General features: G+C 35.1%; 9 protein-coding genes. 6 read left to right on the top strand and 3 right to left on the bottom strand.

The window, feature by feature from the left end:
* Positions 1 to 72: 72 nt before the first annotated feature.
* The gene (locus EZL74_RS08530; RefSeq protein ID WP_131476190.1) at positions 73 to 723 is read left to right on the top strand and encodes an HNH endonuclease; all 651 of its coding nucleotides are present in this window, start codon (positions 73 to 75) and stop codon (positions 721 to 723) included.
* Positions 724 to 739: 16 nt separating this feature from the next.
* On the opposite strand, the gene EZL74_RS08525 is transcribed toward EZL74_RS08530, so the two are convergent.
* A complete protein-coding gene (locus tag EZL74_RS08525) occupies positions 740 to 1294 on the bottom strand; it encodes a hypothetical protein (RefSeq protein ID WP_131476189.1) in 555 nt (184 codons plus the stop codon).
* Between the two features lie 231 nt (positions 1295 to 1525).
* On the opposite strand from EZL74_RS08525, the gene EZL74_RS08520 reads away from it, so the two are divergent.
* The 3 genes from EZL74_RS08520 to EZL74_RS08510 are packed head-to-tail and all read left to right on the top strand — an operon-like array spanning position 1526 to position 13154.
* Positions 1526 to 2563 carry a DUF6602 domain-containing protein gene (locus tag EZL74_RS08520; protein ID WP_131476188.1) on the top strand — a complete coding sequence of 346 codons (1038 nt, stop codon included), beginning with the start codon at positions 1526 to 1528 and terminating at the stop codon, positions 2561 to 2563.
* Positions 2556 to 6212, top strand: coding sequence for an AAA family ATPase (locus EZL74_RS08515; protein ID WP_131476187.1), 3657 nt, complete (start codon positions 2556 to 2558; stop codon positions 6210 to 6212). The genes EZL74_RS08520 and EZL74_RS08515 overlap by 8 nt, the downstream gene beginning before the upstream one ends.
* Positions 6213 to 6221: 9 nt before the next feature.
* A complete protein-coding gene (locus tag EZL74_RS08510) occupies positions 6222 to 13154 on the top strand; it encodes an AAA domain-containing protein (protein WP_131476186.1) in 6933 nt (2310 codons plus the stop codon).
* A gap of 61 nt (positions 13155 to 13215) precedes the next feature.
* Here EZL74_RS08510 and EZL74_RS08505 read toward each other — a convergent pair whose 3' ends face one another.
* Together EZL74_RS08505 and EZL74_RS08500 are read right to left on the bottom strand one after the other, a co-directional pair.
* Entirely contained in the window at positions 13216 to 14277 is a 1062-nt protein-coding gene (locus EZL74_RS08505) for an HNH endonuclease domain-containing protein (protein WP_131476185.1), read from the bottom strand.
* Positions 14278 to 14417: 140 nt separating this feature from the next.
* Positions 14418 to 15023: a hypothetical protein gene (locus EZL74_RS08500; RefSeq protein WP_131476184.1), complete on the bottom strand. Its 606-nt coding sequence runs from the start codon at positions 15021 to 15023 to the stop codon at positions 14418 to 14420.
* A 442-nt stretch (positions 15024 to 15465) separates the two neighbouring features.
* Here EZL74_RS08500 and EZL74_RS08495 point away from each other — a divergent pair, with 442 nt between their 5' ends.
* Both EZL74_RS08495 and EZL74_RS08490 read left to right on the top strand, forming a co-directional pair.
* A complete protein-coding gene (locus EZL74_RS08495) occupies positions 15466 to 17055 on the top strand; it encodes a helix-turn-helix domain-containing protein (RefSeq protein WP_131476183.1) in 1590 nt (529 codons plus the stop codon).
* Positions 17056 to 17486: 431 nt separating this feature from the next.
* Positions 17487 to 17771, top strand: a complete 285-nt coding sequence (locus EZL74_RS08490; protein WP_131476182.1) for a hypothetical protein — start codon at positions 17487 to 17489, stop codon at positions 17769 to 17771.
* Positions 17772 to 17917 lie beyond the last annotated feature (146 nt).

Below are 17917 nucleotides of genomic sequence, written 5' to 3'. Positions count from 1 at the left end.
ATAAAGAAACTCATTTTTATAAAAAGACAATTTGCAATTAATATTTCCCTATAAACTTAAAAAAATTAAAAAATGTTAGAAATGAACGGTAGATATCTAAATAAAATCCTTGAAACAAACGCTAAACATGCTCTATACCGCGAAGATGGAAAGTGGTATCACAATTTAAAAAAGTTTCCCGGTGTATTGTTTGATAAGAATGGTTATGTAATATTCAATTCTATTGAAGAATACAATAATGAAGACGCGCTCCAAATCAAAAAAGATTTGCATATTATTGATGGCATCCAGAATCTAAAACAATACCACAAATTTACTGCATTAGAATTACAACTTATTGAGGGTATTGAAGTAAATGAATCAAACAATGATTCTAGCAACAGTGAAGATACTGTCAGGGTCTTACGAACAATCGATACAATTCTACGAAACAAGGCTCTGGTACAAAGAGTAAAGAAGCTCTACAACAACACTTGTCAACTTTGCGGAACACAATTACGTATCAGAAAAAATAATTACTACTCCGAAGTACATCATATTGTTCCGTTAGGAAAACCACATAATGGAAAAGATAGTTTAGATAATATGATTTGCGTTTGTCCTAACTGCCATGTGCAATTAGATTTGAAAAGCATTTCAATAAACAAAAATAGTTTATTACTTAACAACCATGAAATCAACATTGGCTATATTGACAAACACAATTCCTTTCTTAAATCTTAACATCCTATACAAGTTTTTATAAGAATAGATTATAAAATTCGGCATCAGTATTATAGGACTTAACCTGAGAAATGTTCTCAATCCATTTTTTCAAGTTAGGCTCTGTCTTACCACTATCTCGTAAATTGATTTCCCTACAAATTAGATTTGAATTACTTTGAAAATCATCAATGTGCCTCAAGTTTTCAAAAAGTGTAAAATATTTGATGTTCTTTTCCCAATCCCTAACTGAGCGTATTCCAGTAGCAAAACCGCTCGTTGCCAATTCGAAAGTGCAATTGGTATTTTTACAAAAGTTCAAAATATCAGGATAAGACTCCACTATATGTTTTCCGCCGATTATATAATTCGGAATGCCGCAAAATTCAAAATCTTCTTTCTCCTTCCATGCGTTAAACAAAAACTCCTTTAAATGAGGCATCTCATCAATGGGATGAGTTTCAGCATAGAAACAATTGCTGTAATGGTCCCTGATCAAGAAGTTAACCAAATGCCGTTTGCCGGTTCGGCTATAATTTCCCCAATTAACATCGAATTTCTTTTGTTGGTAGTGGATTTCTCCGTTTTTCAAAAGATAATAATTTTGAGAAATAGACAGGTTTAACTGATGTACTTGGTTAGGACAGTCGCTTTTATAAGATAATTGCATATCCAAATCTACAAATATTTAAACAATTCTTGCCAATAAGATTCTACATAAAGAAATATTGCTGTAGGTAAATCTTTAACTATATTTGAAATAATAATCTCAAAATTTTAGATTGTAACTCCAATAACCACCCTAATAAAAAATGAATTAAAAATGGCGAAGCAGCGAATAAGTACTTTTTTCAACAATGAAATTGAAGCTATTTTAAACAAATACAAACAGATTGAAGCATTAATTCCAAAGCAGCAGATAAAAAAGGATGGCGAACTTGCTGCCGGTTCAGACCATACTGCCGAAGAAGGACGTTTTATTGAAAGTATCCTCCGTAGCACTTTAAACAAATACTTGCCAAAAAACCTCAAAGCACTTTCTGGATTTATACTGCGCCCTGAAGCAATGGTAGGCGAAAACGACAATAGTCGTATAATCGAAAATGAGGGAGACCAACACTCAAGGCAATTAGACATTATAATTTTTGATGTGGGTAATTATCCTGTTTACGAACAATTTGAGGAATTTGCTATAGTACCTCCTGAAGGTATTATAGCAGTCATATCGGTTAAAAAAACATTAAGGAAAGCTGACATTAACCACGAATTAGATTGCCTTGCGGATGCGGCCTCATTATCTCGTCACTATATAAGGAAACAGAATACGGAACTTGCTACAAAAAGTGCTTTTGAAAAAATCAATGTGGTTGCCCCTGCTACTATTTTAGTAGGATTCACATCAGATTTTGGTGCTGCAGATTCACTGACGATTGCAAATGATGTGTTTAATTCTTGCATTGAGCCTTTAAAAAAATATCCTTATGATGCCATTGTCAAGCTGATAACAGTTTTAGACAAGCTTAGCATACTAAAAACTGAGGAACAATCATCAAACATTAAATCCGATGGTATTGAAACCACTTTTGTCTGGTACAAACACACGCACGAGGATGAAAAATATTATGACGTAGGCATTCAATTGATACTTCAAAGCATCCTGAAAGTTTATTATCAGCGAACTAGGTCACCGTTTATAGTAAAACCCGGTTTTGAAAAGATAGAAGATGTTTTTAAAGTAAAAGACCGATTAGGTTTTTTAAAATCTTCAGGCTATCGAATAGAAAATACGATTAACACAGGTATTAATGCCAAAAGAAAATTGATAAGACAACAATTATTATCCGGAAAAAAAGATGAATAAACACCTCTCAATAAGAATTGCCTGGCACGACAATAAATGGAATGGAAGTATCTGTAAACATCCTGCACAAAATACTTACTGCAAACATTTGCCTCGTATCCTGGCTGAAAAAAATGATGTTCTAGAAGAACAAAATGCGGGTAAAGCCTGGAATGAAATTCAAGGTACTTTTCTGCCTCCTTGCAAGGCAGAAGGTGGTGCTTTCATGAATACATCAGGTTATAAACGTCTTTTCATTCATCCGTATAGTCATAATTCAGGAAAGGATATCCCACATGCTGCATTAAAGCCTACCACTATTGATGTACCACCGTTCAGTAGTTTTGCTGTACCGTTTAAATGGATGTTGAAAAATAATCAAAAGGAATTACGCAACTTGTACCCGGATATTCCTTTTGATGAAAACTCTCCATTTCCATCATCCTGGCTTTATACGTCCAAGGCTCAAAATGCGGTTTTGCATACGTTTTTTGATCCCATAAAGGAAAATCAATCCCTTGCAGTCTATTATGTTAAAGGAGCCAATCCTGTTGATGAAGATTTACGTAGGCTAATCGCAGGCATAGGGATTATTAAAAAAAAATCGCCTGTAATAGAATATGATAGTAAGGAAAACTATACCTATCCTCTTTGGGATAGGCTGATTACTCACGGTATTAATCCAAGTGAACCACACAGTGAAGGGGTACTCATTCCCTATCAGGAATACTTAGACCTGCCTGATGATTATGTTTATAGGAACGGAGATATACATAAAACAAAATATGAACTGCTTGATGAAATCAAGTTAACACTTCAGGACACAGGAAGTCGTCAGGAAATAATAGAAGAATTTGCATATGGAAGTGCTTGGGTAAATGACAGCACTATGCTTATAGTTTTAGCTAAACTAAAGGCAGTCGTCGAACGCATTAGAGAACACGGAATCGTTCGAGGGCATTGGACTGAAAATTTAATTTGGATTGACAGGCAAATAGGAAAGGTTAAAGAAAGCATGGGGCCGTTTCCTTCATTTGCCAATGCCCTGCTTGCATTTGGTTTTCAATATGGCAACTTACTCGAGCAAGATCTAAGAAGAGAACATAATCTTGGCAGTAAAGATAATCCATGGGAAATGTGGGAAGATTTAGTTTATGGAACTACCACCATTTATGGCAAACCCTACAGCAAAGAATTTGCTCATTTTAAAGACATCTGGTTAAATGAAACACAAGATAGATTAAACCTATTACAGTTACTATCCCGTTTTGAGCTTTCATCCGACCAAATTAAAAATTGGTTTGACAGTAACTTAAGAAATAAGTTGGATGCCAAAGTCTCTGACAAAGAATTACTTGAAAACCCATATCTGATAGCGGAATTAGATCCCGGAGACCAAGAACACTATCCAATTGCTGTAGAGACTATAGACAATGGTCTTTTTGAAGATGCTGCAATACAGGGAGACAACATTCCCGAGAAACCGCAACTGGTCGAATCACCCTTAGACAAAAGAAGAATACGAGCATTGATTATAAGTATTTTAAAAGCTGCTACGTTAGATGGTGACACTTTATTGTCGGTGAGTGAAATTACGGAAAGCTTAAACCTGCTTAACCTCCAGCGCTCTACTGTAGTACCTACAAACTACATTACCAGCAACCTCAATTTTATGAAAAGTAGACTTGCATACTTCAACACCAGTGATAGCGACGCCTTGCAGTTATTGGTATATGAACAAATTGAAACCTATTTAAGAAAGGTATTAATAGCGAGGGGCACAAAACAATTAGAAACTGAAAACGAAGAATGGAATGAACTTGTAAAAAAAGTAATTGAGAAGAACGGCATCATCTTTAATCCTGACAACAATAAGCATGTGGCTGCGTTAGAGGATCAGGTGACAGCTCTGCAGCAATTAACCAGCAGAAAATTGTCTGTCCTTCATGGTCCGGCAGGAACAGGAAAAACAACCGTATTGGGTGCGCTATTTGGTAGTAAGGAGTTAAAGAAAGAAGGGATTTTACTGCTTGCTCCTACCGGCAAAGCAAGGGTAAAATTAGAAAAGATGGCCAATGCATCAGCCTTTACAATAGCACAATTCCTTGCAAAGCAAAAAAGATTTGATTTTGATAGAATGAAGCCTAAGTTTAATGGGCCTGAAAAATATAAAGGCGAACAAAATCTAATAATTGATGAGTGTTCTATGTTGACAGAAGATGACCTGTATGCACTTTTTCAGGCTTTAGACATGTCACACATAAAACGAATCATTTTAGTAGGTGACCCTTACCAATTACCTCCTATTGGTGCAGGAAGACCATTTGCTGATTTATGTAACTATATTGAATCACTAACACCTGAAGACGAAGATGGTGCCGTAATTCATGCACTGGCAAGATTAAAAGAAGTGGTAAGAACAGTGGAAGGTGAGAATTCAGACTGTTTAACATTAGCATCCTGGTATTCGGGATTAAAACCCGGTAAAAATGCCGACCTCATATTTTCAAAATTAGGCGACAATAAAAGTATGAATGACTTAATGGTCGAAAACTGGCAGGATGAAAAAGAACTTTACCAGAAAATAAATCAAACTTTGGTAAAAGTACTTAACCTTGATGATGAGTATGATGAAATCAATTTAAATAAATCTATAGGGGTAAGTGATAAGGGGATAGATACATCAAAGATTGAATTATTTCAAATCCTTACTCCCGTAAAGGCTCCTTTTTGGGGCACTTTCAACCTTAATCAAATTATTCAGAACCAGTTTAGAAAAGATCTTAACGGTGCGGCTAAAATTGGTGATTATAAAATTGGGCAGTTCGACAAAGTTATCCAGACAAAAAATGAGTGGAAAGAAGGCTATCCGGGTAATCAACAACACCAGCTTTCCAACGGACTATTAGGTGTTGTAACCAATACATACAAAGGCCATGCAAACGTTGCCTTTGCAGGAATGGAAGAAAACGTAACTTTTGGATACAAATCACAAGGACAGACAGAAACTGATGAGGCCAACATTGAACTGGCATACACCATAACAGTGCACAAGAGCCAGGGAAGTGATTTTGAATATGTATTCCTTATCATTCCTAAAACAGGAAGGGTAATTTCACGAGAACTGATTTATACCGCATTAACTCGTGCCAAACGAAAACTAGTTTTATTGGTAGAGGGCGATAATCCGCATTGGATAATTAATCTGTCAAAACCACAACACTCTGAGACTTCTAAAAGGAATACACATTTATTCAAGCCTTCCATTAGAGAAGCAAAATCACACATCCCTTTTGTGGAAGGGCTAATTCACAAAACAAAAAAAGAAGGGCTTTTGGTAAGAAGCAAATCAGAAGTAATTATTTCAAATGAATTGGAATACCGTGAAGTCCCTTTTGAGTATGAAAAGGAATTTATTGGTAAAAATGGGCAAAAACGAATTCCCGATTTTACGTTTGTTGACCCGGCGGGAGATATTATAATTTTAGAACATTTGGGCATGTTGTCTGTGCCAAGCTACAAAGCCGATTGGGAAAAGAAAAAACAGTTCTATTTGGATAGTGGTTTCAAAATGAATGAAAATCTGTTCATTACAACAGAAAGTGAAAAGGGTGGTATCGATTCAAAAGAAATTGAACGGGTTATTGATGAAATACAAAAACTACTATAAGTTTTTCTTATGAAAATAAAGAATATCCAACAGTATCGTACCTTCTATAAAAATGAAATTCGTGACCTTCCAACAAGAGACGAAAATTTTATAGGTAATTTTTTAATTGACAAAAACACCAAAAAAAAGAAATTTGGATGGTTTGAAATTTATCATGGAGATAAGGAAGGCTATGGAAAAGCCGAAACTGGAATTGAAAACTTTTTGCAAAGTTTTCTCGATATGGCAAAAGATGGTCAGGCTGTTTATGAATTTTTACAGAATGCTGTAGATGCCGGTAGTACTCACTATACAATGGTATGGGGTCAAGATCCTATTGATGATAATTTTTACCTTCTTGTGGCCAACAATGGAAAAATGTTTGATTTGAATAGTATCCGCTCTATTCTGAATGTGGGTTCTTCAACTAAAACAGCAGACAGTCAGACTATAGGAAAATTTGGTATCGGTTTTAAATTAGCTCATCGATTAGTAGGTAAAGACAATGGTTTACAAGAATTAATTAACGAAAATTCTGGCCCTGTATTATTCAGTTGGAAAAATTATGAAATTGAAAAGTTAGCTGCTGGTTCAATTCCTGTTCCTTCAGATATGCATATATCAAATGAAAGTGATGAATCAGTTGTTTTAGATGAAAATCCTTGGCTATTCAAAATCCTAATTACTTGTTTTCCTTGCCTTCCTGAAAACGACTTGGCAACAGAGTTGCCTATTATGGTAGACGGCATAATGGCAGATAAAAATCCTTTTGATAAAAATGAACTTGAAGTGTTGTCACGTTGGACAAAAAGCAACCAACATATTTTAAATAAAGAAACTTACAAGGAAGGCTCTCTTTTTTTTATAAAATTAGGTTCTGGCAAAGAGTCAGAATTAGCAGAGGTTAACTTAAAGCATGGGGTAAAATTTTCTTTAGCTATATTAAAGGAAACCGCAGAAAACGAATCTAAAAAAAATAAAGTTCTACAAACAGTCCAATTAAATAATGAGGAACCAATAACGTATCCAAATTTAGAATATCTAAAAATCTCAATTGACAAAGAGGAAGAGAAAGACACATATGCTTATGTCCGGTTTGGCGTCGAGCAATATGAAGAACTAACTACAGAACAAAAAAAGAAAATAGAGCACGAAGCTAATATTGAAGCTTTATTTGGATTTAGAAAACACAACAAAATAGGAGAATATTTTAAAGGAGCACCAAATTTGTATTTGTACTTCCCGCTATCCGAAGAAGTACATAATTTTAATTACATATTACACTCAAATGCTTTCTATAAAGGGAGCTCCAGAACATTTTTACATACTGGTAGTAGTAAAGAAGATGGAATCAATGAACGTCTTTTAAAAACTATTGTTAGCAAAATCGACGAGCGCTTATCGATCTTATCGACTTCTGCTGACGAAGAGGACAAATCACTTTTCTTGCATTTTTATGCAGCTTTATTGACTTCTGGTAAAAGCACCAATCAAAGCAGGGCGTGGATTGACGAACCTTACATTAACAGAATTAATGAATTATTAAGAAAATATATTCCTGTAAGGATTTCCGAAAACAGTAACGAATTTACAGTCACAGATAATCCTGAAAGTGTATTTATCAAGAAAACAAAAATTAACATAAATAGTCGGGACTGGAATTTAGAAAATGTAAATTGGTTTTATTGGGGTGATGATTCTGATTTGAACATAGTATTGAATGCCGGTAATAAATTAAGCATAAAAGAATTCAGTATATTTGACTTGCTCGCATTTGAAAAAATTGATGAATCCGTAAATGAATGGCTCAATAATGAAGATGAAAAGAGAAAGATAGTACTTTCAGAATTAAAATATTTTGATAGAGAAATAACCAACATTGAGAAAATAAAAAGCCAGTTGGTAAATCTTAATTTATTTGAATTTTCTAACAGAGCAACACTTTCATTAAATTCATTTGTGGAAAAAGAAAGAGAAGGATATTTTCTGATTCATAACAAACTTAGTGATATTAGAGATATACTTTTAAAATTAGGAGTAACAATCACAACATTAGACTTGGATGAATATAGTTTTGTGGATATCTATAGATCCTATTTATTACAAAGCACAAAACACAAAGGATATACCGAGCTAACTCAACTTTTTAGTAACAATGTTACTGATGCAACTCTTTCAAGATTATCTAAAGTAGAAAAACTTGCAGTATTCAAAGCTTTTAGAACACTAAACGCTGAAAATGTAACAGAAAGAATTAAGGAATTAAAACTATTTTCAAACAATAGCGGCGCACATGTTTGTTTCAAAAATCTTTTTTTTCAGGCGGAATCAGACAATTGGTTAAATAATTTCAATATCAATTCATTAGAATTTGATTCTCAATTTAAGCAATTCCTATTAGCTGATCAAAGCGAGTTATATGAAGGCATCATCTATCCCTTTTGGGAGCAAATAGCTGGCTACATTGCAGAAACTCCACTCAAATCTGATGAAATACTGTCAGATTGCATAGCAGCTTATGAAAACAGCACATGGGTTGAAAAATCAAATTATTTAGTAAGTACTTTAAAAAAGATAATATTCTTATCCGAAGTAGTTCAAGTAAATAGTATATTCTTTGATGAAAACATTCTATCTCTACCTGATGAAATCTTTAAAAGAATACAGACTACCGTACTTAAATTTTATAATATTCACATACCCGATAAATGTCTTATTCCATATCTATCTTTAAAACCTTTTGGTTATGTAGTTTCAATTTTCGATCCAAAAATAGAAAACACTGAATGTTCCTTGGAAGAATTAGAAGATTTGTTAATGCTGTCAAAAACGTGTAATATTGATTTTTTTGAATCAAACTGCATAATAAGTAGTAATGGGCTTTACGCAATTGATTCGAGTGGAAACAAAAAACAAATAGCTAGTTCCAAAGCGGAAATTAAAGAGTATGTAAAAAAATATTATCCTGAAGAATATGTTTTAATTCCAGATACTCTAAACGATAGCAAAGTAAAAATTGAGTTATCAGACAGCAAATTAATTGAGCATCTGATTGAACGGTTTGAAGAAGACGAAATTCAACAGCAGGAACTTGATTTTCTTCAAGTTTTATTACCGGAAAGATTTAATGATAAAAAAGCTTTTCTTGAAAAAATATCATCAGTTTCTTTAGATGCTAATTGGACAGAAGGAAATAGAAATGAATTATACTTGCAACTGCTGAAAGATATTGTGGAAGGGAATATTTCAGATGATGAACTATCACATCTGCATCAAAAAATAATAATAAAAAAAGAAGACAGGGTTATTATTGTTGGAGATATAGATAGTGCTGAAGATTCTATAAAAGTGCTGAGAGGAGACAAAGAAATCATCTTATCACAATCCCAAATTTTGAATTTGGATAACGCAGACAATATTAAACTCATTCAGGAATTTCATGACGAAGCAAAAAGAAGGGAGTTAATTAAGCAATCAACATCTGATAAAATCTTTAAAATTTCAAATATTGGCATTACTGAAGATCTTGTTACAAAATTCAAAAATAATTTGGACAAAAATCGGTTGGTAAACTCACACCAACTTATCTTCATTTGGCTTTCCGGCAAATTTAAAAAAGATGAATATTCAAAATTCAGTTTGCTATCCCATGATGACCAGTGGTATACAGTAGCAAAGCAACTTTTTATTAATTGCTCTGAAAACAATAAGCACATTAACAATGCTTACGTCCTAAACGAATGTTACGGAGATCTTCAGACCCTTTTACAATTAAATAAAAACGAAATATATAATTATGGAATAGATGAAGAAGATATAATTACTACTAATTTTTTGTTTACCAGAGGATTTAAGACTGATATCCTTGAGAGTACCGAATCGGTAGGTGAAAAGTTGAATTATTTATTTAGTGCATGGCAAAGTACTCCTAATGTAATGAAGGAAGAAAAACGAAATCAGGACTGGCAACCTCATTTAGGTATTATTCCCAATCAATTTGTCCTTAATGCTATAAAAACTGAAGACGAGACTTTACCCGTTGAATTTATCGATTGGTACCAAAATGAAAGAAAACGTGAGGAATTCTTGAAAGCAATTGGTGTTTACATTACCGATAGTCCCATTGAAAAAATAAGAAAATATCTGACTTTAAAGAATAATGATCATCCTGCTGATATAGATATAGAAAAGTTTAACGATGTGCTGCTTTTAAATACGTTAAAGGGATTAGCAGGTGATTTCACTGAATTGAATAATATACCCGTTGTTTATGAAGAAGAAAAACATAAATTACATTTATTGTTATTAGAAAAAATCATAAATCACTTGTATGGTAAATCAATTAATATTCCAACATTGACCTACTGTACTTTTAATACTTTCAAAATTGTAAAATCAGAGGAGGCAGAAATTCTTAAAATAGATGAAGTAATTCATCAAAAGTTGAGAATTAGTAATGCACCTGACCTTAACCTCCTATATAAATTTAACAATGTTATCAGAATAACAGAAACACTGCATTCTGAAATGATTGATTCTTGTGAGGAAGTAAAATTTATAAAAACATTTATTCCTGGTAATACGCAACAGGAGCACGACGAACCTTTTTATCACAATTGGAAAAGCGAAAACAATATAATATTATTTAAAGAAAATGAATTGCAATTCGATATTTTGATTGAAGTTGACGACAAAACTATTTGTGTAGGAAGAATAACTGATGGTCTTTTTCATCTTCAGAACAGTTTGAATAATTCAATTGAGATTTTTTACAATAAGAGTGTTTCTTTAGAAGAATTAAGTCATTCCTTAAGTAACGATTATGAATCGGTTTCAAATGCCTTGTCTAATTTAATTTATAAAAGAAATGCAATGCTTACTAGTTTTTATAATACTCTTAATGCCGCAGCGAAAGGGGAGGTAAATGATGCCCACTTACAAGCTCTAAAGATGGCATTTAAAGAGGAAGATCTAAAACTGGAAAGAAAGGAACTTATCGAGAGCATAAAAAACAATACAAATTACTCATACAACTGGTTTGAATCTTACCTCAAATTTCTTCTGACATTTGAAAGCAAACAGGATACAACATCACAACAGAGCATTTCATTTCAGGAAATTAAAAGATATTCCATCAACGACAAATTATCAAATAAATATTTCATGTTATGCGGCGCTAGTTCACTGATTCCTTTAAACATTGAAGATTTTGATGATTTTAAAGTTACTCTAAACATTAAAAACCGGCAAAACGAAAATATAAAAGTTGAAGGAGTTTCAAAAAGAGGTCAGGACATCCTAATTTATTGTAGGGAGACAATACCTGAATCAGTCATTAAATTATTCAACGAGGTAATTCAAATTCGGATAAGTTTCTCTCCTACAATGAATTTATTACAATTATTGAAAAATGCTTTTGTTAATAGAAATAATATTGATGAATGGGAAGATATAAACGAAATACTCCCTAAACTAAATTTTATTTATGGCCCTCCCGGAACTGGAAAGACAACAACAATTTGCAATAAAATTATAGATGGGGTAAAAGAAAACTATAATTCAAAATATCTTCTGCTTACACCAACAAATAAAGCAGCAGATGTACTATGTAAAAAAATATTGGATACTCCTTTTGAAGTAGAAGGAGCCTCTGAAGAAAAGGAGTTGGAAATAGAAAATCATGGTAGATCAATAACATTGACAAGAATTGGTAAACCTACAGACCCTGAATTGGAAGACATAGAGGAAGGTATTTATCAAAACTCCTTAACAACAGCCCAACTAGACTATACTAACCTTGTAGCATCTACGATTCATCGGATACCATATTTTGAGGTAGTAGACGAGGTAGAAAAAGAAAATATAAAATTATTTAAGTTAGCAGATCATTGGGATTATGTAATATTTGATGAAGCATCAATGATAAACCTGCCTTATCTTGTTTTCGCAATTTTAGCCATACATAAATTCAGCCCAAATGCGACATTCGTTATAGCGGGTGATCCTAAGCAGATACCTCCCGTTGTAGATGTAACTGACAAAGACCTTGAGGAATTGGACATTCAGGATGAGAATGTATACACGATGATGAATATAAGTTCGTTCAAAAAAGATGAACAAAAACTCAGAATTGGAGATACAATAAATAATCTTGATCGCCAATACAGAAGTATTAAGGAAATAGGTCAGCTATTCAGTGAACTTTCTTATGATCATTTATTAAAACATGATCGGGAAATTAATAACAAAAATACCAAAAAACTGCCGGTGGCATTTTCAGAATTAATTCAGAATAATGTAACTTTTATTGATGTTCCTTTAGATGCCGAAAATGCAATTTACAGGGTGAATAAATTACTTTATAGTCCATATCACACTTACAGTGCTATTTTTGTTGTAGAGTTGATTAAATATTTCGATGCACTAATAAGCAAAGACGAGACTTGGACGATTGGCTTGATTGCACCCTATAAGGCTCAATCTGTACTATTAAATAAATTAATTACTTCATACGGCATCTCTGAAAAATTAAAAATTTATTCCGATACCGTCCATGGATTTCAAGGAGATGAATGTGATATTATATTTTTTATCTGCAATCCTAACAGTACTACTTATACTGGAAATAAAAGAGCCTTATTGTCAAAAGAATATATTTACAACGTAGCCATCAGTAGAGCAAAGGATTATTTGATAATACTACATCCGTTTTCTGTTATACCGGATAATCCATTTATTAATAAAATAAGAAATTCATATCAAAGTAATTTTGGGAATCCAGTAATCCGAAAATCCGAAGAATTCGAAAAAGTAATTTTTAAACAGAAAGATTTCATTGAAAAAAACAGTTATATAAGTGGTCATGACAATATAAATATATTTGGTCAAATGGAAATGAAATACTTTATAAAAACCAATGAAAGCGCAATTGATATACAACTTAGAAAAATTGATACCAAATAAATCATCTGAATGTAAAATTGCACACCTAACCCCATAGAGCGGATTTCTAATCCGTGCTTAATTACAATAGATACCCAAACCCATTATTATGCGCAATCGTAACCAGCGGTTGTATCCCTTCCTTAAACCTAACATAATCAAATTGGTCTGCACTGGTCAGTTCCGGAAACAAAGTCAAATACTCTTCCAGTAATTTATTTTTGGGGCTATGATGGTGTATAATTTCAAAGGCAGTCTTCTGCAAGGTAAAAAAACCATCAAAATGGCTTTCCATAATAGGCAACTTATCGCTCTTAATAGAGTTATAACTTTTGTCAATCGGTACCAAATTCCAAATCAAATTATGCGACACAAAAGCATGGGGCACAAAATGGTCTAAAGCATAGGCGTCTTGTCTCAAAGTGGTATTGGTAAAAATACAATCTATAGTGCCCAGTTCCTGAAAAACAATATCCCAGTAGTTCTTCCTTTGGTTAGTCAACGTTCCCCTAAATGGCGGGCGTATTAGTTTATTGGCAATATCCGGTACATTAGGGTTACGCACCTGCAAAAACAAAGTCAGGTTCCAATAAATAAAATCCTTTAGCACTTTTGCATTGGTTTTTAAATAACCAACCCAGCTGGGGTTAATAACAATATGGTCGTCATACAAAGCATACAAACAATCATTTGCAAATACCTGCGAAGAAGCATAAATCCGTTTGCGGTAAGCCACATCATTTTCACTGGCAAGCTTACCAAACCAAGGCGACAAAAACCAATGGGGCACATTTTTATTAAAATGGAATAACATCTGTTGGGTGCTCTTCAAAGGAGAGTTTTCCAATACGGCCAATAGAGTTGCTTTCTTGGTATCTATAGTGAGTTTTTCCTGCTCTAGAATAATCTGCACCGCCTGCTGTATCAAATCCTGCTTCCCAAACGACACATGAAAATAGTGTACCGTATACCAGGCATTACCAATCATTCGGGCAAATAACTTGCGTTTAGCAATACTGGTCTCCCCTTCCTCCACCAACTCAACAATCCCCAACAACCAATAAAACTTATAAGTCGCCGAAGTGTTACCAAACGATGCCGCTAATTTCGATACAGGAAGTTGTTCAGAAAAAGGTAAATTCATAAAACAAACATAAGAATGACAGAAAGTAGTAAATATAAAACATTAGTGTTAATAATAAACGTTAGGGGTTGAGTTGGTTGAAAAAACAAAAACCCTCTACATCTAGAGGGTTTTAAAAAGCGATGAACAAATAAAATAAATTACGGCATATTCTCAACAATCCCAACAACAGCCGCCCGCATAACGGCCTCATCAATACCCACTGCCGCACCGTCAATCGCGGCCGTGATATTGCCGATAAGCAGCGTCCAGTCAGGATCGGTATTCTTTTTAGGCTTCTTCTTTTTAGCATAAACAGTATACCGGGCTATCGAAGTAGCAGTAAGTATAACGTTCTGTTCATACCCACTCAGTTGTCCGTCAGCCAATACAGCATCCTCATAGGTCGCGATAAACTCATATAACCCGGAGTACTCTTCCTCAGTAGAACTGAGATCCATCAGAGTGGTAACAAATTGCTTTAGGCTGCTTCGGGCATCTGCACTGCTAAGCGAAGTCGCAATCACTTCATCCAAACAGTTCCCCGATTGGGATACTAAATAAGCCGACCGCTCTTCCGCAGCGAATACATACGGTTTCTGAGTCGTCAGAGCCAAAAATGAAGGCTGGGCATTGGCTAAAGTTGTAAGTGTACCTATAATCCCGCTATAACTCAAAGGCTGATAGCTTTCGGAATAATAAGAACGGATGAGCTCATAATAAACGCGTCCTGCCTCATCATAAGGATTGGCGGAGTTAGCGGGCAATGCATCCCCTTGCCGTTGTAATGCTGATAGGGTCTCGCTACTGTCCGTTGGTCGGCTGCAGGAAATAACTAAGGGTAGAAATAAAAAATAAAATCGTAAAAATTTCATGTGAATGGCGTGTTTTAAAATGAATACTGATTGTGTTACATCAGTTCATTTCACCCGGGCTAATCTGAACAGTTTTTTGAGAATCGCTTCTCGTTGAATTCAGAGCAAAACTAAGAGCGGCCACCCGCCGCCACAACCCAACCACTAATCCATTCCCGAATACATAATACCCAATTCACGAATCCGGCACTTACGATTCCAAGTAACAGCTAATAAATCAATGAGTTGAAACAAAACAAATCATTCAAGTGTTAATATCCGTTTTTGACATCGTCGTAATCAAGTTTTTTAATATTTTAGCTACAATAATTACTCATCAATCACATCCCAACCAATGTGTGCTAAGCAACACCCAACCAACACTAAAACAATACTGTTCCTGCTTTATATAGCCTTCCACTTCAATTTGGGAGCACAATCCAAACAGCAACTGCAAAACCAACTTCAAAAAGCCAAAACAAAAAAAGACTACCGTCAAATGGCGGTAACCTACAAAGCGCTGCTCTACCGGACTGATACCGCTGCCCGTTTTGCCTACGCCGACAGCATGCTTTCCTGTGCCGAAAAAACAAAAGACCCCGCTGCAATCGGAGCGGCCTTCCTCACCAAAGGAACGCTCTACTACAACCGCAAAGACCACCTCAAGGCCTTAGACAACTTCATTTGGGCCGACAACTACATTGCAAAAACAAATGACGAATACCTCAAATACAAAACCAAATACACCATTGCCCAAATCAAGTCTTATCTCGGGTTCTATGACGAGGCCATAGCCCTGTTCAAAGAATGCCTCACCTACTTCGAAGAAGAAAACGACCTCGCCTACCTCAACACATTGCACTCCATAGGACTTGCCTACAACCACATTGGCAAATACGACCTTTGCTCCTACTACAACCAATTAGGGATAAAGACAGGAACCGAATTGGACAATAAGGAACTCCAACCCTATTTCATCCATTCGGAAGGCATCAACCAATACAGCAAAAAGAAATACAAAGAAGTCGTCAGCAAACTGACAGAAGTTATTCCGACCCTGACAAAAAAGAAAGATTTTGCGGCCCTGTCCGTGGCCAATGCTTACTTAGGACAAGCCTACTGGGCATTAAATCAAAAGGAAAAAGCAATGCCCTGCCTGCTCAAAGTAGACCAAACCTTCAACCGACACCACTACATCAAACCCGAGTTAAGAAAAAACTACGAGCTGTTAATCGATTATTATAAAGAAAAAAATAACCCCCAGGCGCAACTGTCCTACATCAACAAGCTGCTCAAAATAGACCGCATATTGGAGCACGACTACAAATACCTGTCACAAAAAATCTTCAAAGAGTACGATACCAAAAAACTACTGCTCGAAAAAGAAGCCGTTCAAAAGTCCTTAGCAACCAACAAACGTTGGTATTATGCGGTCATCATTTTGTTATTGGGAACCCTTATAGGGTTGAGCATCCGCTACCGCATAAAACAAAAGCAACTCAAACTGAAGTTTGACGAACTTATGTCCCAAAAACCTGAAACGGCAAGCAAAACCAATAACAACATTGAGCTCGACCTGAACCCCGAACTCGTACAAAACATTCTGAAAAATCTGGAGAAATTCGAGGCCGGTAAAAAATACCTCGAAAAAGACATGGGACTCAACAAATTGGCATTGTACCTCAAAACCAATCCTAAATATGCCTCAAAAATAATCCTCAAATACCGCAACAAAAAATCCATCGAATACATCACCAAACTCAAAATCGAGCACACCATCGAACTGCTCAAAACCCAAAACAAATACCGCAACTACACCTATAAAGCACTGGCCGAAGAAGTAGGCTTCGGCTCTACCCAAAACTTCACCAAAGCCTTCAAAACCATAACAGGAATGCCTCCCGCATATTTCATCCAAAACCTAAAGAAAAACCACCCGCTCTAAAAACACAACCCTTCCCGTTTAAACAACAAAAAATCCCGTTTTAAACATCCAAAGTCAAAACAAACAAGTACCTATGTAAAAAAAAATTATAATCAAAAAACACAACTGTCACCCAGAGCCCACCTGTCCTGAGCTCAGTTTACCCTGAGCCCGCCGAAGGGAAGGATAGAAAAGCATCATTCAACATTCATAATTCATAATTCATAATTCATAATTCATAATTCATAATTCTCTTGTCACCCTGAGCCCGCCTGTCCTGAGCTCAGTTTACCCTGAGCCTGCCGAAGGGAAGGATCGAAGAGCATCATTCAACATTCAAAATTTAGCATTCAACATTCATAATTATACTGTCACCCTGAGCCTGTCGAAGGGCATCATTCAACATTCAACATTTATCATTCAACATTTATCATTCAACATTCACAATTCCCATGTCTCCCCTCTCCCACTTCTACGCCAAAGCCGCCACCGACGACCTCAACCCAAGCCACATGAGCCTCTACCTCGCCCTGTTCCAAACTTGGAGCATAAACCGCTGCCAAAATCCAATCAGCATCTACCGCGACGACATCATGCAATTAAGCAAAATAGCCTCTCCCGCCACCTACCACAAATGCATAAAGGAGCTCCATAACAAAGGATACATAAAGTACCAACCCTCTTTCAATCCCTTCAAAAGCAGTCAGGTAGATATTTTAATTCGTAAAACCAAATAATAAAATCACTTTAGAGAGAACCAAAAAATAATAACAATAGCCAAAAAAAGTTGACAAGCAGTCTGTAAAAATACATTCATCCTTATTTCGTGAGTAGTGTAAATACTTATCGTTGATTAGAAAAGAAAGATGCATAGAAGAATCTA

This window comes from Flavobacterium silvisoli (genome assembly GCF_004329815.1).
GTDB lineage: Bacteria > Bacteroidota > Bacteroidia > Flavobacteriales > Flavobacteriaceae > Flavobacterium > Flavobacterium silvisoli.
This window is presented reverse-complemented; position numbering and strand designations above follow the sequence as displayed.

Coding starts and splice junctions, on each gene's coding strand:
- EZL74_RS08530 (WP_131476190.1), top strand. CDS start 73: ATGTTAGAAATGAACGGTAGATATCTAAATAAAATCCTTGAAACAAAC.
- EZL74_RS08520 (WP_131476188.1), top strand. CDS start 1,526: ATGGCGAAGCAGCGAATAAGTACTTTTTTCAACAATGAAATTGAAGCT.
- EZL74_RS08515 (WP_131476187.1), top strand. CDS start 2,556: ATGAATAAACACCTCTCAATAAGAATTGCCTGGCACGACAATAAATGG.
- EZL74_RS08510 (WP_131476186.1), top strand. CDS start 6,222: ATGAAAATAAAGAATATCCAACAGTATCGTACCTTCTATAAAAATGAA.
- EZL74_RS08505 (WP_131476185.1), bottom strand. CDS start 14,277: ATGAATTTACCTTTTTCTGAACAACTTCCTGTATCGAAATTAGCGGCA.
- EZL74_RS08495 (WP_131476183.1), top strand. CDS start 15,466: ATGTGTGCTAAGCAACACCCAACCAACACTAAAACAATACTGTTCCTG.
- EZL74_RS08490 (WP_131476182.1), top strand. CDS start 17,487: ATGTCTCCCCTCTCCCACTTCTACGCCAAAGCCGCCACCGACGACCTC.